The 23,253-nt window shown below is 24.2% G+C and carries 19 protein-coding genes; 10 read left to right on the top strand and 9 right to left on the bottom strand.

Annotated features, from left to right (window positions below; genetic code table 4):
- Positions 1-11: 11 nt before the first annotated feature.
- Together ylqF and D2845_RS06255 are read left to right on the top strand one after the other, a co-directional pair.
- On the top strand, positions 12-860 hold the full coding sequence (gene ylqF, locus D2845_RS06260) for a ribosome biogenesis GTPase YlqF (protein ID WP_002880771.1): 849 nt from the start codon (positions 12-14) through the stop codon (positions 858-860).
- Positions 860-3,007, top strand: a complete 2,148-nt coding sequence (locus D2845_RS06255; RefSeq protein WP_110858461.1) for an SGNH/GDSL hydrolase family protein — start codon at positions 860-862, stop codon at positions 3,005-3,007. Before ylqF ends, D2845_RS06255 begins: the two co-directional genes overlap by 1 nt.
- 33 nt (positions 3,008-3,040) lie before the next feature.
- Here the strand turns inward: D2845_RS06255 and ffh are convergent, their stop codons facing one another.
- Positions 3,041-4,369 (bottom strand): signal recognition particle protein, encoded by a 1,329-nt coding sequence (gene ffh / locus D2845_RS01555; protein ID WP_110858460.1) that lies wholly within the window; start codon positions 4,367-4,369, stop codon positions 3,041-3,043.
- A gap of 204 nt (positions 4,370-4,573) precedes the next feature.
- Here ffh and D2845_RS06250 point away from each other — a divergent pair, with 204 nt between their 5' ends.
- Genes D2845_RS06250 through D2845_RS01535 form a run of 4 tightly spaced genes read left to right on the top strand, consistent with a single transcriptional unit; the run spans position 4,574 to position 10,265 of the window.
- Positions 4,574-5,950, top strand: a complete 1,377-nt coding sequence (locus D2845_RS06250) for a glycine--tRNA ligase (protein ID WP_002880783.1) — start codon at positions 4,574-4,576, stop codon at positions 5,948-5,950.
- A 17-nt stretch (positions 5,951-5,967) separates the two neighbouring features.
- Positions 5,968-7,848, top strand: a complete 1,881-nt coding sequence (gene dnaG, locus D2845_RS01545) for a DNA primase (protein ID WP_110858459.1) — start codon at positions 5,968-5,970, stop codon at positions 7,846-7,848.
- The gene (locus tag D2845_RS01540; protein WP_110858458.1) at positions 7,838-9,391 is read left to right on the top strand and encodes an RNA polymerase sigma factor; all 1,554 of its coding nucleotides are present in this window, start codon (positions 7,838-7,840) and stop codon (positions 9,389-9,391) included. Before dnaG ends, D2845_RS01540 begins: the two co-directional genes overlap by 11 nt.
- Positions 9,392-9,419: 28 nt before the next feature.
- A complete protein-coding gene (locus tag D2845_RS01535; RefSeq protein WP_002880788.1) occupies positions 9,420-10,265 on the top strand; it encodes a deoxyribonuclease IV in 846 nt (281 codons plus the stop codon).
- A gap of 294 nt (positions 10,266-10,559) precedes the next feature.
- Here D2845_RS01535 and D2845_RS01530 read toward each other — a convergent pair whose 3' ends face one another.
- From D2845_RS01530 to rpmG, 3 genes are all read right to left on the bottom strand, one after another.
- Positions 10,560-11,573 (bottom strand): IS30 family transposase, encoded by a 1,014-nt coding sequence (locus D2845_RS01530; RefSeq protein WP_117275965.1) that lies wholly within the window; start codon positions 11,571-11,573, stop codon positions 10,560-10,562.
- A gap of 181 nt (positions 11,574-11,754) precedes the next feature.
- The gene (locus D2845_RS01525) at positions 11,755-12,798 is read right to left on the bottom strand and encodes an aminopeptidase P family protein (RefSeq protein ID WP_002880791.1); all 1,044 of its coding nucleotides are present in this window, start codon (positions 12,796-12,798) and stop codon (positions 11,755-11,757) included.
- A gap of 26 nt (positions 12,799-12,824) precedes the next feature.
- Entirely contained in the window at positions 12,825-12,977 is a 153-nt protein-coding gene (rpmG, locus tag D2845_RS01520) for a 50S ribosomal protein L33 (protein ID WP_002880795.1), read from the bottom strand.
- A gap of 304 nt (positions 12,978-13,281) precedes the next feature.
- Here rpmG and D2845_RS01515 point away from each other — a divergent pair, with 304 nt between their 5' ends.
- Positions 13,282-14,295 (top strand): IS30 family transposase, encoded by a 1,014-nt coding sequence (locus D2845_RS01515; protein ID WP_117275964.1) that lies wholly within the window; start codon positions 13,282-13,284, stop codon positions 14,293-14,295.
- A 274-nt stretch (positions 14,296-14,569) separates the two neighbouring features.
- Here D2845_RS01515 and pgsA read toward each other — a convergent pair whose 3' ends face one another.
- The 4 genes from pgsA to holA are packed head-to-tail and all read right to left on the bottom strand — an operon-like array spanning position 14,570 to position 18,482.
- Positions 14,570-15,412, bottom strand: a complete 843-nt coding sequence (gene pgsA, locus D2845_RS01510) for a CDP-diacylglycerol--glycerol-3-phosphate 3-phosphatidyltransferase (protein WP_110858257.1) — start codon at positions 15,410-15,412, stop codon at positions 14,570-14,572.
- Positions 15,387-15,926, bottom strand: coding sequence for an MHJ_0274 family protein (locus tag D2845_RS06245; protein ID WP_002880824.1), 540 nt, complete (start codon positions 15,924-15,926; stop codon positions 15,387-15,389). The genes pgsA and D2845_RS06245 overlap by 26 nt, the downstream gene beginning before the upstream one ends.
- Positions 15,927-15,983: 57 nt before the next feature.
- Positions 15,984-17,498, bottom strand: a complete 1,515-nt coding sequence (locus D2845_RS01500) for an alpha-amylase family glycosyl hydrolase (protein WP_110858256.1) — start codon at positions 17,496-17,498, stop codon at positions 15,984-15,986.
- 12 nt (positions 17,499-17,510) lie between these two features.
- Complete coding sequence (holA, locus tag D2845_RS06240; RefSeq protein ID WP_110858255.1) at positions 17,511-18,482, bottom strand: DNA polymerase III subunit delta; 972 nt, start codon at positions 18,480-18,482, stop codon at positions 17,511-17,513.
- A gap of 123 nt (positions 18,483-18,605) precedes the next feature.
- On the opposite strand from holA, the gene D2845_RS01490 reads away from it, so the two are divergent.
- The 3 genes from D2845_RS01490 to D2845_RS01480 all read left to right on the top strand — a co-directional run bounded on the left by D2845_RS01490 (position 18,606) and on the right by D2845_RS01480 (position 21,268).
- A complete protein-coding gene (locus D2845_RS01490; RefSeq protein WP_002880828.1) occupies positions 18,606-19,340 on the top strand; it encodes a YebC/PmpR family DNA-binding transcriptional regulator in 735 nt (244 codons plus the stop codon).
- 114 nt (positions 19,341-19,454) lie between these two features.
- Positions 19,455-19,970 carry an MAG0490 family ComEA-like DNA-binding protein gene (locus D2845_RS01485; RefSeq protein ID WP_002880830.1) on the top strand — a complete coding sequence of 172 codons (516 nt, stop codon included), beginning with the start codon at positions 19,455-19,457 and terminating at the stop codon, positions 19,968-19,970.
- The gene (locus tag D2845_RS01480; RefSeq protein ID WP_110858254.1) at positions 19,895-21,268 is read left to right on the top strand and encodes an MAG0480 family ComEC-like protein; all 1,374 of its coding nucleotides are present in this window, start codon (positions 19,895-19,897) and stop codon (positions 21,266-21,268) included. The genes D2845_RS01485 and D2845_RS01480 overlap by 76 nt, the downstream gene beginning before the upstream one ends.
- Here D2845_RS01480 and ligA read toward each other — a convergent pair.
- Complete coding sequence (ligA, locus tag D2845_RS01475) at positions 21,251-23,251, bottom strand: NAD-dependent DNA ligase LigA (protein ID WP_110858253.1); 2,001 nt, start codon at positions 23,249-23,251, stop codon at positions 21,251-21,253. The two genes, D2845_RS01480 and ligA, sit on opposite strands and share 18 nt — an antisense overlap.
- Positions 23,252-23,253 lie beyond the last annotated feature (2 nt).

The following is a 23,253-nucleotide window of genomic DNA, read 5'->3' as shown; positions in this document are numbered from 1 at the left end:
AGGTTACAAAAATGATTCATTGATTTCCAGGACACATGGCTAAGCAATTTCGCTTACTTCAAGAAAAACAAAAAATTTTTGATTTGTTTATTGTGGTTATGGATGCAAGAATTCCTCGTAGCTCCTTTAATGAAGAAATTTTTAAAATCATTGGTCAAAAACCAATTTTATTTGTGCTTAATAAAGCCGATAAAACAAATTTAAATTTATTGCAACCATTTATTAAAAAATACCAAGAACGCGGTCAAGTTGTTGTAACAAATTTAAAAAACAAAGATGGATATCATAAAATCAATCAAGCATTGAACCAAGAATATTTAAAATTTAAGCAAAAAAATGCTTTAAAAGGCAAATTAACACCCCCCCTTAAATGTGTAGTTCTAGGGATTCCAAATGTTGGTAAATCAACATTAATTAATACGATGTCAAAAACTAAATCAACAAAAGTTGGGGCAATTGCTGGAATTACAAGATCAGAGCAATGAATTAATTGTAAAAATTATTTGCTTCTTGACACTCCTGGTCTTTTAATGCCCAAAATTAAAAATGATGAAGTCGGAGCTAAATTAGCAATTGTTGGTTCAATTCGTCAAGAAGCAATTGATCAAAATCAATTAATTGTTGTTTTATATCAATTAATGTCCAAATACTATCCAAATAAATTAAATGAACTTAATTTAAATGCTGTTTTTGAAGAAGAAGCAATTTTTGAAAATTTAAATAAATTTGCAAAGAACAATAATTTATTATTAAAAAATGGTGTTTATGATTTAAAAAAAGGAATTAATTTATTAATAAATTATTTTAAAAATTTAGATAATGTTATTTTTGATGTTTATGAAGAAAGTGAAAAAAAATAATGCAGGAAAATAATAATAAAAAAATAAAAATTAATTATGTTGCACTTGGTGAGGCATTTGCATCTGGCTATAATTCAAAATTAGGTTTTTCAACAAATGGATATTTAGATACAAACAATGAAATTCATGGGTTATGTTATCCAACAGTGATTGCTAATTTAATTAAAAACAATCAAGATTTTATGCTTGAGAGTTTTTATAATTTAGCAGTTCCAACAAATTCGCTACGTTTTTTAGAAGCTTTGTATACAAATGATAAAAAAGCACTTAAAAAAATGAACAATATTATTGATTTAATCCAAGCAATTGATTGAATTTCAACAAATCCTTTTAAAAATTATTTTTCGAATTTCTTAAATGATTGAAATATAAATAATGATGATTTTAGTTTTTTTTTCAAAAAAATTAAAGAAGCAAATTTTATTACAATCACAGCTGGATTTTTTGATTTTTTTAATAAATTACCCTTTAAACATTTCCGTTTACTAAATAAAATCGATCAACAAAAAAAAGCAGAAGAAATTAACGTTATTAAAAAAATTATTGAAGAAATAACTATTGAAGTTAAAAACAAATTAATTTCCTTAATTAAATCTATTCAAAATAAAAATAAACAAGCAAAAATTGTTCTTACTAATTATCCTCAGTTGCTTTTGCATTTAAAATTTGCAATTAATTCATATGTCAATCCCAAACAAGCAAATGAGTTCAATCTTTATCATTTTATTCAAACAAATTTTGATCAGTCAATCAAAGAAGCAGCAAAAAAAGTCGGTTGCGATTTCATTGATGTAAATGACACAGTATATTGAAATGAAAATAAGAAATATTTATTTGAAAATATTTTTGCATTTTATCCGACTGAAAAAGGCTATAAAAAAATTGGCATGGATATTTATACAAAATTATTTATTAATAAAAATGCATTCAAAGAAGATTTAAAAAACATTGAATTTTTAAATAAATATATATCTAGTCAATCATATTGAGAAAATGATATTGATTTATATCACTCAATTCATGAAGTAAATAATAATCATGCGTTGTTTAAGCAAGTTTATGGCAAAAATAAAAATGAAAGCATTTATTTGTTGGATGATAATGAAAAAAAATATCAAGATCTTTTAAATTATAAAATTCGGATTTCAGATTTTTTAACCTTATTTTTAAGATATTATAATGTTTCAGTCTCAGAATTAACACGAAGATTAATTATTAGTCGCTTTAATCAAGCAAAAGAAAATTATCAATTTATTGAAAAATTAACAAAATTTTTAAGCAATGAACAGCGAACAAAAGAAATTATTCTTATTTTGCTAAAAAATCAAAAAACAGATAATATTTTGTATATTTTAGAACAAATTCTTTTTAAAAAAGAGCTTTTAGAAAACAAAAAAATTGATTTAAACTTAATAAAAAAAGAATTATTTAAAATTCTTAGGGACAATCAATATTTAGTTTATGATGTTTTAAAATATTTTTTTAATTCACAACTAATCAATGAATCAAGAAAAGAAATCAATGAAATTATTGAACTTTTTGTCAAAGAAAGTTTGAATACAAAACTTTTATCTTATTTATTTAATTTCAATAACAACCAAAAATTTGAAAAAATTATTAATTATTTATTAAGTCTTGATTCATTTAAGGATTTTATTAATTTCTTTGTTGAATCTTTAGTTAATTACTCAAATGTTTATGTTAATTTAAAAAATTTTGATGAACTTTGAAAACATTTTATTGTTAAAAATAAATATAACTTACTTTTATTATTTGACAAGATTCTAGTTGAATTAACAAATGAAAATAATTTCTCACAAACAGTTGATTTTTTTACACAAGCAATCAATGATTTATTACGTTTAGAATTAGAATCAAAAGACTATAAATTATTAAAAAATTCAATTTCAAACATTATTGATATTTTTAAAAATAATCCAAAATATTGAAATTATGTTGTCTTAAAATTTCTTGATAAAATTAAAAATCTTTCATTATATGATTTAATTTTTCAAATTAAAGAAAATAAACAAAAAATTATTAAATGAACACATTTCATTGCGATTAATCGTTATTTAATTTTGGGATTTAGAATTCTTAAAAATATTCAAACAATTAAAAAAATTATTGCCAAATATAAAATTTAAAAGTTGGTAACAAATACCAACTTTTATTATTATTTATTGATTTAGAATTCCATTTTTGATTTGAGGGTTTGAAGCCATTTCTTTCATTTGTTTTGCCATTCTTTCAAAATCGTTGACAAGCATATTATACTCTCTTGGACTTCTACCCGAACCTTTGATAATTCTTTCTTTTCGCGTCGGATTTTTTAATAATTTTGGATTTTTCTTTTCAGCTTCGGTCATAGAATTAATTAAATGGGTATAAATTTTAAATTTGTTTTCAGCTTCATCAATTTTTTCATCACTAACTTTATCAGCCATGCCAGGAATTAATTTTAATATTGCTTTCATTTTGCCAAGTTTTTTAATTTGCATTAATGAATTCATAAGGTCATTAAGATCAAATTTACCACTAATCATTTTATAGCCAATTTTTTTCATCATTTTTTCATCAACTTCTTCTGAGGCTTTTTCGATTAATGATAAAACATCCCCCATCCCAAGAATCCGATCAGCCATTCGATCAGGATGAAATAATTCTAAACCACTAATTTTTTCACTTGTTCCAATAAAGGCAATATTGATATTTAATAGATGTGTAATACTTAGTGCAGCACCACCCCGAGCATCGGAATCTAATTTGGTAATTATTGTTCCAGTTAGATTCAATTCTTCATGGAATTTTTTTGCACTATTAATTACATCTTGTCCACTCATTGCATCAACAACTAAGAAAATATAATCTGGTTTTGTATAGCGTTTAATTTCTTTTAGCTCTTGCATTAAATCTTCATCAATTGCTAAACGTCCAGCAGTATCAATAATCACTAAGTCATTATTGAAGTTTTCAGCTTTTTTGATTGATTCAGTTGCAATTAATAAGGCATCATTTTCATTTTTAGTAAAAAAATCAATTTGATTTTGTTTTGCTAATTGATCTAATTGATCTCTTGCCGCTGGCCGATAAATATCATCTCCAACTAAAAGTGGTTTTTTAAAAATGCCTTTTTTTCTTAAATAAAAAGCTAATTTTGCTGATGTTGTAGTTTTCCCTGAACCTTGTAATCCAACCATCATGATTTTTGTTGGAAATGCCTTAGGCTTAATTTCAATTGGATTATTCCCAAGAATATTTGTTAGTTCATCTTTAAAAATTTTCAAAACCATTTGCTGTTGATTTAACTTACCAATGATTTGACTATTAAGCGCTTTTTCTTTGACTTGTTTGATAAATAATTTAACAACTTCTAAGTTAACATCGGCTTCAAGTAAAGCTAATTTTACTTCTCTTAAAATTTCTAGAATGTCTTCTTCATTGATTGACAATTTTTTATTAATCTTATCAATTGATTTTTGAATTCTTTTTTGTATAAAATTTAACATAAACATATTATAACAAAACTAAAAAATAATCGATTTTGAATCTAATTTTTGAAAAAATTAATCAAGAATTAAATTAAAAAAAATTTCTTATATTTATCTAATTTAGTTGACAAAAACAATATTTTCTATATTGCAAATTAAATAGAATATTTTTTGGTACAATTTATTATTAAGTTTAATAATAAAAGATTGTTTGGAGGCTTTGTGGATAATAATTTAGAAAAAGACATTCAAATTGTAATAGCCCACTTAAAAAATCAAGGATTTGTTTATCAAAATTCAGAAATTTATGGTGGGTTAGTAAACACTTGAGATTATGGTCCACTAGCAACTTCAATGCTTAATGAAATTAAAAAGATATGGATTAATGAATTTATTCGAAAAGAAAAAAATTATCAAATTGATACAAAGATTATCATGAATAAAAATGTTTGAAAAGCAAGCGGACATCTTGATAATTTTTCAGATTATTTGATTGAAAATAAGATTAATAACAAAAGATATCGAGCTGATCATATTGTTAAAGATTTATTTCCTGAAATTAATGCTGAAGCATGTTCATTTTCAGAATTAGAAACTATCATTAAAGAAAAAGTTAAAAAATATGAAAACTCTGAAACTGATTGAGGATTTATTCGCCCCTTTAATTTAATGTTTAAAACACAATTAGGAGCAATTGATAATAATTCTGCCGAAACATTTTTACGTCCGGAAACAGCACAAGGAATTTTTGTAAATTTTAAAAATTTAGTGCGAAGTTCAAGAGCAAAATTGCCATTTGGAATTGGTCAAATTGGAAAAAGTTTTCGGAATGAAATAACCCCCCGTGATTTCATTTTTCGAACAAGAGAATTTGAACAAATGGAATTGGAATTTTTTTGTGAAGAAAAAGATAGTAATGAATTTTATCAATATTGAATAAATAAATGTCAAACATTAATTTTATCTTTAGGACTTAAAAAAGAAAACATTCGGATTAGAGAACATCAAGTTGATGAATTGAGTCATTACTCAAAAGGAACATCAGACATTGAATATTTATTCCCATTTGGTTGAGGTGAATTGTTGGGGATTGCAAACCGTGGTGATTATGATTTAAAACAACATATGAAATTTTCTGGTGAATCACTTGAATACTTAAAGGAAGATGGTAGCAAAATAATTCCTTATGTAATTGAACCATCCATTGGATTGGATAGATTGTTATTTGCTTTATTGATTGATGCATTTGCAATTGAACAGTTGCCAAATAATGAAGAAAGAGTACTTTTAAAATTAAATAAAAAAATTGCTCCTTATCAATTAGCAATTTTGCCTTTAATGAAAAAACAATCTGAACAAGCTAAAAAAATTTTTGAAGATTTGTTAGTTCATACAAATTTAAGAATTACTTATGATGAAAGTGGATCAATTGGTAAAAGATATCGTCGGCAAGATGCAATTGGAACACCATATTGTATAACAATTGATTTTGATACAGAATTAAAACAAACAGTCACAATTCGAAATCGTGATACAATGAAGCAAGATATCATTGCAATTGATGAGATTGAAAAATATTTTAAGTTAGCAAATATTTAATAAGGTAAAGGTAATAAATGTCAAAAGAAAGTGTTTGAGAATTTGTTATTGCAAAATCTGATATTGTAAATGTTATTGGTCAATATGTTAACTTAATCAAACAAGGTAAAAACTACAAAGCATGTTGTCCTTTTCATGGTGAAAAAACACCATCATTTATTGTTAGTCAAGAAAAAGGGATTTTTAAATGCTTTGGTTGTGGTAAAAGTGGTAATGTAATTAAATTTATTGAATTCAAAGAAAATTTAAATGGCATTGAAGCGCTAAAATTTTTAGCAAAAAAACAAAATTTAGATATTAGTAATTTTGGAGATTTTTTAAATAATTCTAATCTTTCATCTGAACATTCAAAAATTTTTGAAGCTAATCAAGTCGCACTTAATTTTTTTCGATACCAAATTACTTTTGAAAAAACTTCTTTGCTTGAAAATTTCTTACAAAAAAGAAATTTAACAAAGGAAATCATCAAGGAATTTGAAATTGGGTTTGCTGCTAAAGATAAATCAATTTATGAAACACTTAAAAATAATGAAATTGATGATTATGCAATTTTTAATTCCTCATTGCTATCCGGAAATGAAAATCGAAATTTTTTTAATGATCGTTTAATATTCCCAATTCATGATAAATTTGGGAATATTGTTGCTTTTTCAGGACGTGATATAACAGGGTTAGGAAATCCGAAATATTTAAATAGTTCAGAAACAATTGTTTTTAAAAAAAATGAAGCAATGTTTAATTATTATCATGCTAAAGATGAAATCATTAAAACAAATGAAGTTTTGATTGTTGAAGGACAATTTGATTGCATTGCGTTATGAAAAATTGGCATTAAAAATGCAATTGCAATTATGGGGACTTCGCTATCACCATATCACCTGAAAGAATTAAGCAATAAAACAATTACGTTATTTTTTGATAATGATCAAGCTGGAAAAAATGCAACTTTAAAAAGTTTAAGAATAATTTTGTATTACTTAGAAAAATATCATTTAAACATAAACTTTATTAAAAATAATTTAAATAAGGATCCTGATGAATTATACAATTTGGATCAAGGTAAAACATTAGAACAATTAATAAATCAAAAAATTGATCTTGTTGAATTTATTTTTAACATGTTTTTAGAAATCCATAAATCAAATAATAGTGAACAAACAAAATTTGAGAATTATAAACAAATTTTTGAATATGTGTATTATCTAAAAGAACAATTAACAATTATTTTGCAAGAAAAACTCCAAAAAAATGCAATTTTATCCGAAAAATTATTTCAATCATATTATAAGGAACATGCCAAACCTAATTTTCCTTCAGATCCTTTTTTTAAAACAAAAGTTTTTGAAAAAGAATCAAGTGATCAAGCAAGTATAAACAATAAAAAAGAAGAAATTCAACAATATCAATATTTTTCAAATGATTTAAAAAATCAAAATAAAATTTCAAAATTAGAAATCAAAAAAAATAACAACAAAAAAAACATTAGTGCCCATGGAACTTTATTGAAGGAAATACTTTTAATTACTTTATTCCAACCTGGTTTTGAAGCATATTTTTGAAGTAAAAATTTTGAAGCAATCACTTTTGATGATTCATATCAACCATTGAAAGATTTAATCAATTATGTTGTTAATAAAAGAAAAGAAGGGATTGAAATTAATGCAAATAATTTGATTCTTTTTTTAGAGGCTGATTTAGCGCAAGAGAGTCGTTTGGAATGAAGGAAAAAAATTGAAAATAGTTTAGAAGCAGCAAAGGAAATCAAAGAAATTACTTGATTTGATGAAAATAAAAATGAAGATTCTTATTTTCTTATAAAAAAAATTGATGATTTAATTAATCAAAAACAAAAAAAACCAAAAAAAATAATTATTAAGGGAGTGGGAAATGGAAAATAAAGATTTAGAAAAATCAATTGACTATACAGTCAAAATTATTGAACAAGAAATTAAGAAGATTCAAAAGAAAAATGCAAGTAAAAAAACTTTTTCTCAAGAAGAAGTTTTTAATATTATTGATAAAAAGAAATTATATGTTGACGAAGAAGAAGCTGATTTATTGCTAAAAAAATTGTTGGAAAAAAAGATTATTTCAAACAATGTTGATGAAGGCGATAATGATGATGTTATTGACTTTGGGGATGATGTTCATTTTAATGAAGAAGAACTAAAAGATATTGATACTGAAGATCTAGATAATGATGATATTTTTGCTGAAACTGAAAATGGCGCTGAATATGTTGAATTTGATGATGCTTTAATTCCAAGAACAGATGGGAATTTAAAAGAAGAAGAAATTTATGATGAAGAAGTTGAATTTCTTTCAAATAGTATCAATAGTGATGAATATGAAGATGATGAAGAAGGCTATGGGACTTATGATTTAGATGACTATGATGAATATGCTGAAGGCAGTTGAGGATCAAAAAAATCAGATGATTTTGGTGCTTCTAAATTATTAAAAAACTATAATTCTGAAGATATTCAAATTAATTCATCACGAAATACTTCTGAAAATAGTAATTTATCAAACCGCCTAACTGAAACAAATGATATTGTTAAATGATACATGCGTTGAATTGGAAAATATGGAAAACTTTTAACTGCTAAAGAAGAAAGAGAACTTGCTGAAAAAATGGAAAACGCAAAGCAAGCTGGGAATATGTATAAATTCAAGCGAGCAAGAGATTTACTTGTCAAAAGAAATCTAAGATTAGTTATTAATAATGCTAAAAAATATAAAAACAGAGGACTTAATTTTATTGATTTAATTTCTGAAGGAAATGCCGGCATTCTTAAAGCAGTTTCAAAATATGATTATAAAACAGGGTATAAATTTTCAACTTATGCAACATGATGAATTAGACAAGCAATCACAAGAGCGGTTGCTGATCAAGCAAGAACTGTACGGGTACCAGTGCATATGGTTGAAACAATTAATAAGGTTTTAAAAATTGAAAGAGAATTACAGCAAGAATTGGATTATCCACCAACAGATGAAGAAATTGCAAAAAAATATGGTGGAGATTTCACTGCTGAAAAAGTTCGTTATATAAGAAAAATTAATATAAATCCAATTTCGCTGGATAAAAATATTGGAAAAGAAGAAAACTCAAGTTTTTCTGATTTTGTTAAAGATGAAAGTGTGATTAGTCCAACTAATTTCACATCACAACAAGAATTGAGTGTGATTTTAAATGAAATGATTAACTCATTGCCTGATGAATCAGATCGTTTGTTAATTCGTAAAAGATATGGTGTTTCAGACGTGAATGGTGAAGCTTATCGTCCGCATTCGCTGGATGAACTTTCAAAAGAATTGGGAATTTCAAAAGAAAAAATTCGTCAAATTGAAACAAAAGTTTTAAGAAAATTAAAACACCCCCAAAAACGTAAGAAATTAAAAGAATTCTTCGTTAATGAAAGTTATAATTTAGATTAATTTAATAAAAAATATTAAGGAACAAAAAATGATTAAAATTGGCAGTCATATCTCTTTTGCAAAACCTGATTATTTGGAAAAAGCCGCTAAAGAGTCAATTGAAAATGGGGCAAATTGCATGATGATTTATTTAGGCCCACCACAAACAACAATGCGTGTTGCCAAAGAAAATTATCATTTGGAACAATATCAAGCATTGTATGCTAAAAAAATCAAACCAGAAGATATTATTGTTCATGCTCCTTATATTGTTAATCCTTCAAATCCAGCTAAAAGATCTTTTGCAGTTGATTTTTTAGTTCAAGAAATTAAAAGAATGAATTATATCAATGCCAAATATTTAGTTTTGCACCCCGGTGCGCATACAACTTATACAATTAAGGAAGCAAAAGAAAGCCTAATTTGTTCATTAAAAGAAATTTTAGCGCAAACAAAAGATGTTGTAATTGTCTTAGAAACAATGGCAGGTAATGGTTCAAATTTTTGCAATAACTTTGAAATTTTAAAAGAAATCATTGATGAAATTAATTCGGAACGGATTCAAATTTGTTTGGACACATGTCATATTTGGGATGCTGGATATAATTTAAAAAATTATGATGCATTTAAAAAATATTTAAAAGATAATGATTTTTTAAAACATATAAAAGTAATTCATTTAAATGATTCAAAAAATGAACTAAATTCTAAAAAAGACCGCCACGCAAATTTAAACCAAGGTTACATTGGACTTGAAACCCTAAAAAAATTTGTTTTTGACAAGGATTTTGATAATATTCCAATTATTCTTGAAACCCCTTATATTAATAATAAACCTCCTTACAAAGAAGAAATTGCAATGTTATTAAATAAAGAAGAACCAACGCTATTTTAATAAAAAAATAAATTTAATAATTTAAAAAAATAAGTCTAATTTTTTAAAAAAGACTTATCCTAAATGAAAAGTTCAAGTGCAACACTGTTGCATTTGCTTTTTTTATTATAAATTAAATGTTTCTATAACTTATTTTTTTGTTTAAAATGAAAAAATATTTATTATTTTTTTGAATCTAAATTCAATTTAAAGAGTTTTATTATTAAAACTAAAATTTGGAATACTCAAAAAACTGACATTAGTCAGTTATTATTTTTTTTAGTTTGATTTTATCAATTTTAAATAAGTAAATTTTTATAATATAAAATCATTACTATTTTCTTTTTTAAACAACTCAAAAGGTGTTAATCAGTTTAATATTTCTCTTGGCATATTGTTAATTTTGAAAACTATTTTTTCTAATTCTTCTTGGGTTATTTCATTAAAATCAAACCCCTTTTTAAATTCTCTTCTTAAAATCCCATTTCAATGTTCATTACTACCTCGTTGGAATGATGCATATGGTTCTGCACGATATATTTTTATGTCTAACCACTTAGCCAATAAACCAATTTTTTCAAATTCAATACCATTATCTATGGTTATGCTTTTGACAAATAAATTGTTATCTTGAATTAGATTTTTAAGACTTGAATTTATTACAAATCCAGATTTTGAACGAACTTTTATTGCGAATCAGATTCTTGTTTTTCTTTCTGTAAGTGTTAAAACATTGTAATATCCATTTGATTTTTTACCCAATACAAGATCAGCTTCTCAGTGTCCAAATTCTTTTCTTAAATCAATTTTTTTTGGTCTTGTTCATATTGGAAAAACGTAATCTGCTGAATTAACCAATCTTTTTATAACTGATGTAGTTCTTTTTCCGCCCTTTTTATATCATTTTCTTAATCTATCTTTTCTTTTGATAACTCAAAGATTTTTATTTATTCAGTTGTATATCGTTCTTAATGAAGGACAATTTATATTTGGATCCTTTTTTATCTCATGTAATGTAGCTTTCACACCATAGTATTTTTTGTCATATTTATTTTTGAATAATTCTGTAAATTTATCAAATTTATTCGGCAACAAAAATCTAAAATAATATTTATGTCTATGACGTTTTTTAGCTTTAATGTTTGCTACAATGGGGTCATAAGTTCCTAAACTTGTGTTTCTTTTTATTTCTCGCATAATTGTTGAAGGACTTCTATCTAATTTTTTTGCAATTGAATGTATTGATTTATTACGATTAAGCTCAAATTTTATATAAGATCTTTCAACTTCATTTATATGTTTATATTTATTATTTTTGTTATAATTCATATTGAAAGTTCCTTTATCTCAAGCGGGACTTTTTTTCTTATTTTTAAAAATAAAAATTCAAGTGTCCACAACTATATTTTATATCTTTAGTGTGTTGCACTTGAATTTATAATTAAGCTTAAAAAAGACTTATTTTTTTGTTTGCTTTTTAAATAAAAAAAGTAGTCTCTAAACCACTTTTTTAATAATCTTCGGGACGACTTAAAACTTTTGAACTATCTTTTGTAACCAAAATTGTATCTTCAATTCTTGCGCCACCTAAACCTTCGATATAAATGCCAGGTTCAACGGTAATGATCATACCTTCTTCTAATTCAATATCTGAATTTTTGCTTACTGAAGGAAGTTCGTGAACATCAATCCCAACACCATGTCCAGTTGAATGACTAAAGAATTTACCATATCCTTTTGATTCAATATATTCACGGCAAATTTTATCGATTTCTGAAGCTTTAATTCCTGGTTTAACTGCTTCACGTCCTAATTTTTGGGCTTCAGTAACAATATTTAAAATATCAATTAATTCACCTGAAGATGCTTTTGGTTTGCCAAAGAAAAATGTTCTTGTTATATCACTTGCTCAACCTTCAAATTGGGCACCAAAATCAACTTTAACAATATCACCATCTGCTAACTTACGGTTTGTTGGGTGATGATGTGGTTCAGCAGTATTCGGGCCAAATGCAACAATTGATTCAAAAGATTCTTTTTCAGCTCCAAATAAACGCATTAAGTAACCTAATTTATTTGAAGCTTCTAATTCAGTCATGCCTTCTTCAAGAAGTTTTTTAAGTTCCTCAAAAGCTTGAAGTGAAATTAGACATGCCTCTTGAATTTTTGTAATTTCTTCTTCATCTTTTTTAATTCGATATTGTTGTCCAATTAAATTTTTAAAAGTTGTTTTTGGCAACATTTTTTTGAAATGTTCAAATGTTTGAATTTTCAAATAATCTTCTTCAATTCCAATAGTTTTGTAATTTTTCTTTTTTAAAAAAGCTGATAATGAATCTTTTTCTAATAAAATAACTTCGACATTTTTGGCATTTTTTGTTGCATATTCAATGTAACGATGGTCAACAAATAAAAATGCTTTTTCTTTTTCAATAACAATAAATCCATCTGAAGTTTGAATGTTTGAGTATCATAATCTTGTTTGTGGTGCTTCAGATAATATTGCATCTAATTGTAGTTGATCAAATACTTTTGATAATTCTTGTTTTAGCATTTAAAATTCCCCTTTAAAAACTTATTTTATTTTTTTTCTTTGTGATTGGTATGTGCATTACATTTTGAACAATATTTTTTTACTTCCATTTTGTCAGGATGTAATTTTTTATTTTTTTTGGTAATGTAATTTTCCATTTTACATTCTTCACATCTTAGTGTTAATCCTTCTCTTGGCATTTTTCCTCCACTTTAATATTCTTTGATTGAATTTAATAAAATACGCTGACACTAAATTTAAAAAATAATAAATAAATTATAGTATAAAACTGAATTAAACTTAGGATTTTTATCAATTAATAAATTTTTCAAATCTTATTTTTTTCCTAAAAAAATAATAGTTGGTTATTGCTTATTACCAACTATGCTTAATTATAAATTCAAGTGCAACACACTAAAGATATAAAATATAGTTGTGGACACTTGAATTTTTATTTTTAAAAATAAGAAAAAAAGTCCCGCTTGAGATAAAGGAACTTTCAATATGAATTATAACAAAAATAATAAATATAAACATATAAATGAAGTTGAAAGATCTTATATAAAATTTGAGCTTAATCGTAATAAATCAATACGTTCAATTGCAAAAAAATTAGATAGAAGTCCTTCAACAATTATGCGAGAAATAAAAAGAAACACAAGTTTAGGAACTTATGACCCCATTGTAGCAAACATTAAGGCTAAAAAACGTCATAGACATAAATATTATTTTAGATTTTTGTTGCCGAATAAATTTGATAAATTTACAGAATTATTCAAAAATAAATATGACAAAAAATACTATGGTGTGAAAGCTACATTACATGAGATAAAAAAGGATCCAAATATAAATTGTCCTTCATTAAGAACGGTATACAACTGAATAAATAAAAATCTTTGAGTTATCAAAAGAAAAGATAGATTAAGAAAATGATATAAAAAGGGCGGAAAAAGAACTACATCAGTTATAAAAAGATTGGTTAATTCAGCAGATTACGTTTTTCCAATATGAACAAGACCAAAAAAAATTGATTTAAGAAAAGAATTTGGACACTGAGAAGCTGATCTTGTATTGGGTAGAAAATCAAATGGATATTACAATGTTTTAACACTTACAGAAAGAAAAACAAGAATCGGATTCGCAATAAAAGTTCGTTCAAAATCTGGATTTGTAATAAATTCAAGTCTTAAAAATCTAATTCAAGATAACAATTTATTTGTCAAAAGCATAACCATAGATAATGGTATTGAATTTGAAAAAATTGGTTTATTAGCTAAGTGGTTAGACATAAAAATATATCGTGCAGAACCATATGCATCATTCCAACGAGGTAGTAATGAACATTGAAATGGGATTTTAAGAAGAGAATTTAAAAAGGGGTTTGATTTTAATGAAATAACCCAAGAAGAATTAGAAAAAATAGTTTTCAAAATCAACAATATGCCAAGAGAAATATTAAACTGATTAACACCTTTGGAGTTGTTTAAAAAAGAAAATAGTAATGACTTTATATTATAAAAATTTACTTATTTAAAATTGATAAAATCAAACTAAAAAAAATAATAACTGACTAATGTCAGTTTTTTGAGTATTCCAAATTTTAGTTTTAATAATAAAACTCTTTAAATTGAATTTAGATTCAAAAAAATAATAAATATTTTTTCATTTTAAACAAAAAAATAAGTTATAGAAACATTTAATTTATAATAAAAAAAGCAAATGCAACAGTGTTGCACTTGAACTTTTCATTTAGGATAGTTGGTTATTGCTTATTACCAACTATTAAATCTATTTATTTATTTTGCTCATTTTGATTTATTTCAGTGCTATTGTTTTCTTCTTTATTTTGTTCTTTGATTTCTTGTACTTGATTTATTTCTTTTTTTTGATTATCATTTTGGTTTTTAATCTCTTCAGAATAATCTTTAGTAATACCTTTTAAGTATTTTGCTAGATAAATAATTGCAGTTATTCAACTAAAAATTGAACCAAGAATCAAAGGAATGTTGATAAAGAATAATTTTAAATAATCTGGTGTATAGTTGCCCTTTTCATCAAGTTTAACCATTCAAGGCCCAGCAAATGCAACAACAATTAATGCAAGTGAAACAACAATTGTTTTTGTTTTACCCCATCAATTTGAAGCAACCTTAATATCTTTTTTTACCGCATATATTCTAGCACCTTCAACAAGAATATCTCTTACAATGAAAAAGACAACAATTGGTAGAAATGAGTAATTCATTAATGCAATGAATAAAAGCATCAATGAGGTTGTGATTTTGTCCGCAATCGGATCAAAAATTTTTCCAAATTGTGAAATCGTTTTGGTTTTACGTGCAATATGGCCATCAACAAAATCTGTGATCATTGCCGCTAAGAAAATAATTACGTTTATTCAATAGATTGCTGAAAGGGCAACTGGATATTGTTGCTGCCCAACTAATTTAATTTTGTCATATCAAAATGTTCCATTATATTTTGAAATAAAAAGAAAAGCAATTGTCATCAAAATAACAAATGGAATCATTAAAAGCATTCTTATAATTGTTAATCAATTAGCAGTTCCCAAGTATTTTTTTTCAGCTTGAAAATTGTTTTTTCCTGGGTTATGCATCTTTTTTTCTTTCTTCATAAAATTGCCTCATAATTGTCTTATTTGTAATTTCAACTAATTTGTTAATTTTTTCATCATTTGGAACAAGTTTTTTTTGCTCTTTGAAAAAATTAAGAACATTTGGGATTTTTTTATCTCATAAATTAGCTTGAGTTGCTGTTAAAAGCTCGGCATTGTGAACAAATAATTCATATTTACTATCATTTTGAAAAAAGATCGCAAAATCTTCTCGAGAAATTAATTTTAGTAACAATTTTTTTGCTCCAACCTTAATTTCACTCATTTTTCTTTCACTATTTTTATTCAAGAAATTTTCTAATTCATTGTTTGTGAAATCAATGATTAAATTATAAGTTAGAATAAACTCAAAATAAAGTTCTAGTGTTTCTTTTGCTTTTTTTTGTTCAATCTTTTCCATGCGTTTTTTCATTCTTTTTGTTTTTGTTGCTTTTCAAATAATATAAAAAACAATAAAGAAAAGAATCAATGATAGTATTGTATAAACAACTACTTGACCACCGCCTCCTGGCATAATTTCTCCTTATAATTTATTGCATTTTAATATTATAACATTAACTAAATCATTAAATTATTTATTGTCTTGCTTTTGTTTGCATAAAATAAGACTTTCAAAAGGACCTAATTCTTTTGGAAATTCTGAATAAAATTTATTTGCATAAGAGCCATTTAGAATCATATAATCATGTAGTTGCAAGATTTTTTTATGTTGGTTTGTTAAATTAAGTAAAAAAACTAAACTTTCTTTATCAATGTTTTTTTTGATAATATAAATGCCTTTTTTGTGCTTAATTTTGAAATGATTATTTTTAAAAAATTTTGCATATTTTGAATCAAAAATTAAGCTGTTTAAAAAATAAACAAAGTTTAATGCACTATTTTTATTTTCTAGTTGATTTTCAACATTTTGGTTTTGATAATTAATTGCATAAAATAAATTTTTATTGTTTTTGAAATTTGAACTTTGTTTGCTATCTCAAGGCATTTGCGTGTATGAACTTAGTTTATTGAAATAACAATGATAATTAAAAAAACTTTCTAAACTAATATTTTTTGATTGATAAAATCTTTTTTCTTCATTGTAATTTTCATCATTAAAATTAAAATCCTTTTTAAAAGAAGCTCGTAATGTACCAACTTCATCACCATAATAAAAAGCAATGGAATTATTGCCTGAGTATAAAAACATTAAAAATGTTTTTAGTGATTCATTAAAATAAGCTTTCTCACTACCTCATTTAGATAAAAATCTTCCTGATAAATTTGAGTTTAAACTTAAAATTACTTTTGGCGATTGATTAAAATTTTTAATAAATTTAAAAATATTTTTATAACTTATTTTTTTATTTTTCATGATTTTTTGCTTATTTTTTTGCTCTAAAATTGAAAGATTAGTTAGATACAAAAAATCAATGTTTTCATTTTTTGGCGATAGCATTTTTTTGTATAAATTAAAATTGTTATTTGCTGTTTTAAAAATGACTGTCATATTTGGTTTTTTTCTTTTAATGATTTTGTATAAATCATTAATAAAATCAATTTTTTTATCCTCTTTTAAGCCATCAAATGCTAAAAATTCAAAATTATCAAGAACGATTGTTGAAATGTTTAATTTTAAATAGAAATTTAAAATGTTTTTAAAATATTTAATGAAATTATATATTTCATATAATGAAGTTTTTTTAATACTTTTATTGATTAAATATGTATCTAGTTTGGTTAAATATAAATTGGCATTTTTTTCATTAAGATCATATAAACTCATCATATTGTTTCAATTAATAAATGATTGCTTGATGTTCATTAAATCAATAATTGGTGCAATTTCAATTGAATTTTCTTTAAAAACATTGACTAAATTAACAAAATCTTTAATTGAACCAAATTTATTTTTAATGTCTTCAAGATCAATGTTGTTTTCATATTGGTTTAAAATGTCATCGATTGCAATAATATCAACATCTAAGTTTTTGAAATATGCTAATTTGTTTAAAATACCATTAAAATTACCAAACCCACTTCTTTCTTTATCAAAGAAATTTTCAACTTTTAATTCATATAAAATTATTTTTTTTGTTAAATTCATAGATTTTATTCCTTATCTTAATAATTTTAAAATAATTAAATTCATAGCTAATTCATCATTCAAGTAACCTTTTTTTAAATTTAAATCAATTGTTGCAATTTCTTCAATAATTTTATTAAGTTTATTGCTGTCAATTTTGCTAAAAAAATCAAGATGTAATTTAACCCGATAAGGATGAATATTTATTATTTTTGCAATGACATCATTGCCCAAATTTTTCTTTCTTAAAATTGCAATCATTTTTGTGTTTAATAAAATCGAAGCAATTTGGGAAATGATTTGGTTTGCATCAAAACCATATTGAATTTGCTCATTAATTTTTTTAATTATTTGACTTTGACTTTGTCATTTTAAAATTGCTTCTGATAAAGCAAATTCAATATTATTTGACATTGAAAAAATGTTATCCTCAATCATTTGCTTTGTAATATTTTTTTCGATTAATAACAATTTTTTAATTTCTTGCTTTATTAAATCAAGATTATTCGGCATGATTTCTAATAAGAAAATTAATGCCTGATCACTGATGTTTCCTCCAAGATTTTTCACCATTGAAAATACAAACGAAAAAAGGTTTTTTTCTTCAATTTTTTTAATCTGAATAACTTGACTATTTTTATCAATGTAATTAAATGCTTTTGAAGCAAAAAAGTTTTTGTCATATTTATAAATTTCTTGACTAAAAATAAGAATTGTGTTTTGATCTTGTGAAAAAGATTTGATTAATTCAATAAAATCATTGATTAATTTTTCATTAACATTTTTGTTTTTAATATTGAAAAGAAAAGGATTTTTAAAAATGATGATTTTTTTATTAAAAAACAAACCTTGATTATTGATTGCATCAGCTAATTCCTCGAGCATAAAAAAATCATAGAATTTAATAAATTCTATTTCCTCTTGATTATTATTTGTTTCATTTTTGATTATTTCATTGATTTTTTCGTCAATAAAATAATTTTCATCACCTTTAATTAAATACATGGATGTTATTTATTATATTATATAAGCATTATTTTGATATAATAAACACGAAATATTATTAATAAAATTAATCTAATAATATCTTTCTAAAAATATAATCAAATTTAATAGGAGTTAAGAAGCATGTCAGGACATTCAAAATGAGCAACAACAAAACATCATAAAGCAGCAATGGATTCAAAACGTGCACAAATGTTTCAAAAATTCTCAAAAGAAATCATTGTTGCAGCCACAATTGGTGGACCAGATCCTGATTCAAATCCTGCCTTAAAATTAGCAATTACAAAAGCGAAAGCAAAATCAATGCCTAAAGCAAACATTGAAAAAGCAATTTCAAAAGTAAAAGGTGGTTCAAAAGAAGGTGCTAATTATCAAAACTACTTATATTCAGGAACAGCTTTTGGTGGTGTAAATTTTGTTGTGAGTTGCTTAACAGATAATTTTAATCGTTTAGCTTCAAATATTAAGCATTATTTTAATAAATATAATGGTCAATTGGGCAAACAAGGAACAGCATCATATGTTTTTGATCAAAAAGGATTAATTGAATTTTCAAAAAATCTTGCTAATGAAGATGAAGTGATGATGGTTGCAATGGATGCGGGTGCTGAAGATTTTGAAATCGAAGATGATTTGTTTGTTATTATCACAAAACCATCTGATTTCCAAAAAGTTAAACAAGCAATTGATGAGGCTTTTGCAATTGAAAATTATTCAACAGCAGAAGTTACATATATTCCTAATTCAGAAACAGAAATTGAAAAAGACAAATTTGAACAACTTAATAAATTTGTTGATTTATTAGAAGATGATGAAGATGTGCAAGAAGTTTGACATAATGCAACTTTTTTAGAATAATTTAAATAGAAATTTATTTTTAAATTTACAAGTGAAAGATGTTTACTTGTGAATTTTTTCTTAATTTTTTCCTAAAATCAATCATTTATTTAAATTTCTTTTGAAAATTAAAGTATGAAAATTAAATTTAATAAGAAAAAATTTTTTTTAGCAGCTGGTTTATTTTTATTTTCTTCAACAATTTTAATTACAGCGATTGTTGTTAAAAATCAAATAATTAAGCAGCAAAATAATCAAGTTCAAAAAAATGATTCAGAATATATTTCTGTTTTAATTGATGGTGCAATTGAGTATCCGGGGGAATATTCATTTAAAAAAGGAAGCACTTATTTAGAATTATTTAACCAAGCAATTTTAAAATCAAAAGCAGATTTGCAAAATCTTGATAAAAATCAGCTCTTAAAAGATAATGAAAAAATTTATGTTCCTTTTTTAAAAAATCAAAAGCTTAAATTAAATGAAATTACTAGTTATCAAACACTTGTTGAATTAGGAATTAAATCACATCTTGCCCAAAAAGTTTATTCATATTTAAAAAAAAGAGAAATTAGGGATTGAAAAGAAATTTTAGAATTATCTGGTATTGGTGAAAAAACTTATTCAATACTATTAAAAAATATCGATATATAGATTTATTTCTTCCAACTTGTTTAGCTGCATTTTTAACTCTTAATTTATTTTTAAAAATTGATTTTATTATTTCAGCTAGTTTATTTGCAATCATTTTATTTTTAAATTTTTTTAATTTAAAATTTTGACTTCTATTTTTTTCTTTGTTTAGTATATTATTTTTTAGTTATGCAATTTATCAAATAATATTTAATGGATATGAAAATAAAGTCATTGCTAATGAATTTATTTTGCAAAAAAATTACAAAAATTTTTTCTTATTTAAATATAAGAATATTAATTTTATGGTTGATAATAGTAATTTTTTAAAAAATAATTCTTTTGATTTTGAAAATAATTGATCATATATTTTTTATCTCAAAGGTAAATTAGAAAAAATAAAAAATTTAAATTTATTTAATTTTAGCAATCAAATATTTTTTAAGTTAAAACTTGAAGAAATGAATTTTTTAAGAAAAGAAAATAACTTTTTAATTAGTAATTCAGCAAATGAAAATGTTATTGAATATCTGAATATTATTATTCTTAATAAATCACAACCCAATAGTTTGCTTTATAAAAAACTAGTAAGTTTAAATATTATTCATTTTTTTACAATTAGTGGTTTTCATTTTAATTTAATCTATTTGTTTATTGTTTTTTTGTTTAAAAAAATCAATAAAAAAATTCCTTTTGATGATTTGATTGCAATTGGTTTTTTAGGAATTTATTTGGTGATCTTGAATTTTAAGATTAGTGCAGCAAGATCTTTGCTTTTTATTTTATTGATTTTTATAAATAAGCATATTTTGAATTATAAATTGAATAATATTACAATTTTAAGTTTATGTGGTTTGATTATTGCTTTAATTAATCCGTTTGTAATTTATTCATATTCATATATTTTGTCTTTTTTAATTACATTATTTATTCTTATTGCAATTTTTATTTTCAAAAACTATAATTTTTATTTGAAAGCATTATTAGTGATAATAGTTGCACATTTTTATTCAGTTTTAATTCTTCATACATTTCATGAGGAGTATAATATTTTTTCATTTTTTAACCAAATTTTATTAGTTCCTTTAATTTCAGTTAACTATATTCTTACTTTAATCTTTTTTAGATTTAACTTTTTTATTGAAAAAATTCTTAGTTTTATTGATACTTTATTTGATTTGCTATTTGAAATTGCAATTGTGATTAAATTTAAAATTCCAATTGTTATTTGCTTAATTGGTTGTTTGCCAATTTTGATTTGAAAAAAAATAAAACTTCATCACCAAATTCGGTTCGAAGTTTTAAATACTTTTTATTAATTGATTAAATTCATCTTCATTGATAATTGTGACATTACTTTTTTTAGCTTTTTGAAGTTTACTTCCTGCTTTTTCACCAGCTAATAAGTATTTGATATTAGATGAAATTGATGAGAATACTTGGCCACCATTATCAAGAATAATTTTTTCAAAATGACTTCTTGGTTTTGATAATGTCCCAGTAATCACAAATGAAATATCTTGCAAAATATTTGTTTTAATTGTGTTTTGATATTGCGGATTGATATTCATTGCTAACAAATTATTAATTAATTGTAAATTTTCTTTTTTATTAAATCATGTAATAAGTGCTGAAGTGATTTTTTCACCAAAATCATGAAATGTTGCAAAAATTCCAAAATCAAAATTTAGCACATTTTCTAGTTTTAATAATTTTGAAGCAATAAATTTCGCAGCTTTTTGTCCAACGAGAGGAATCGAGAAACCAAAAATAAATTTTTCCAATGATTTTTCTTTTGATTCTTCAATTGATGCAATGATTTTATTTATCGACACTTCACCAAATCCTTGCAGTGCAATAAGTTTATCTTTATGATTTTTTAAATTATAAATATCTTCAATTTTTTCAATGAAACCAAGTTTATTAAGAAAAATTATGTTTTTTTCACCTAAGGAATTAATATCAAGTGCTTCTTTGGAAGTAAAATGAATTAATTTTCTAATTTTGATTTCTGGACAATTTTCATTTAGGCAAAATTGTTCCAATTTTGTTTCATTGAAAAATATCTTTTCTTGACAATATGGACATTTTTCAAATGGTTCAAAAGCAGCTTGATTTTTTTTGTTTGCAACGCCAATTACACATGGAATAATTTCACCTGATTTTTTGATATATACTTCATCACCAATGTTAATATTTAGATTTTTAATAAATTCAAAATTATTTAAGGTTGCAAAAGTAACCTTTGTTCCTGATAGTTCAACTTCTTCTAATGAGGCATTATAAGTAACCACACCAGTTCGACCAATTGTGATAAAAATATCTTTAAGTGTGGTGATGGCAATATCTGGTTCGTATTTGAAAGCAATTGCCCAATGTGGAAATTTTGATGTTGATCCGAGTTGATCATACAATTTCATTTCGTTGAGTTTGATAACAATTCCATCAGTTTCATAGTTTAAATCTTTTTTGATATTTTTAAAGTCATCAATATATTTTTTGATTGCTTCTAAATTAGAAACTTTTTTTGCTTGTGATGAAGTATTAAAACCAAGTTTATTTAAAAAATTAAATGCTTCTTCCATCGTATGAATATTATGTTCTGCAGCTGAAACTATATAATATAAAAACGATGATAAATTTCTTTCTTTGACAATTTCTGGATTTAATTGCCGAATTGTACCAGAAGCAGCATTTCTTGGATTTGCTAAAATTGGTTTGTTTTGGGTAATTAGTTTTTTATTAATTTGATTAAATTCATCAATTGGTAAAAAAATTTCACCACGGACTTCTAAGTTTTTTTTGTAATCAATTCTTTTGGGAATATTTTTGATTTGCAAAATATTACTTGTGACATCTTCACCAATTTCACCATTACCTCGTGTGATTGCTTGAAATAATCGACCGTTTTTATATTTGATTGCAATTGATAAACCATCGATTTTTGGTTCAATAAAAAAACTAAAATTATTAGTAATTTTTGCAATATTTTGCATAAATTTTTCAATTTCATCAATTGTATATGTTTTATTCAAAGAAAGCATCGGCTCACTATGATGAATCTTTTTAAAGATTTTTGCAACATGGGCATTGATGCGATTAGTTGGCGATTTTTCAAGTTCTTCTTGACTAAAAAGATATGAATACTGATTTTCATATGCTTTCAATTTATTATATGCTGTATCATAAATTTCATCCGTAACAACCGGATTATCAAAATCATAATAATGTTTATCTCATTCAATAATTTGATTTTGTAATTCAATGATCTGATTTTTAATTTTTATTTCTTTTTCTTCCATAA

The organism is Metamycoplasma alkalescens (assembly GCF_900476125.1).
In the GTDB taxonomy this organism is placed as follows: Bacteria; Bacillota_I; Bacilli_A; order Mycoplasmatales; family Metamycoplasmataceae; genus Metamycoplasma; species Metamycoplasma alkalescens.
The sequence above is the reverse complement of the archived record's forward strand: the minus strand, read 5'-3'. Positions and strand labels throughout refer to the sequence as shown.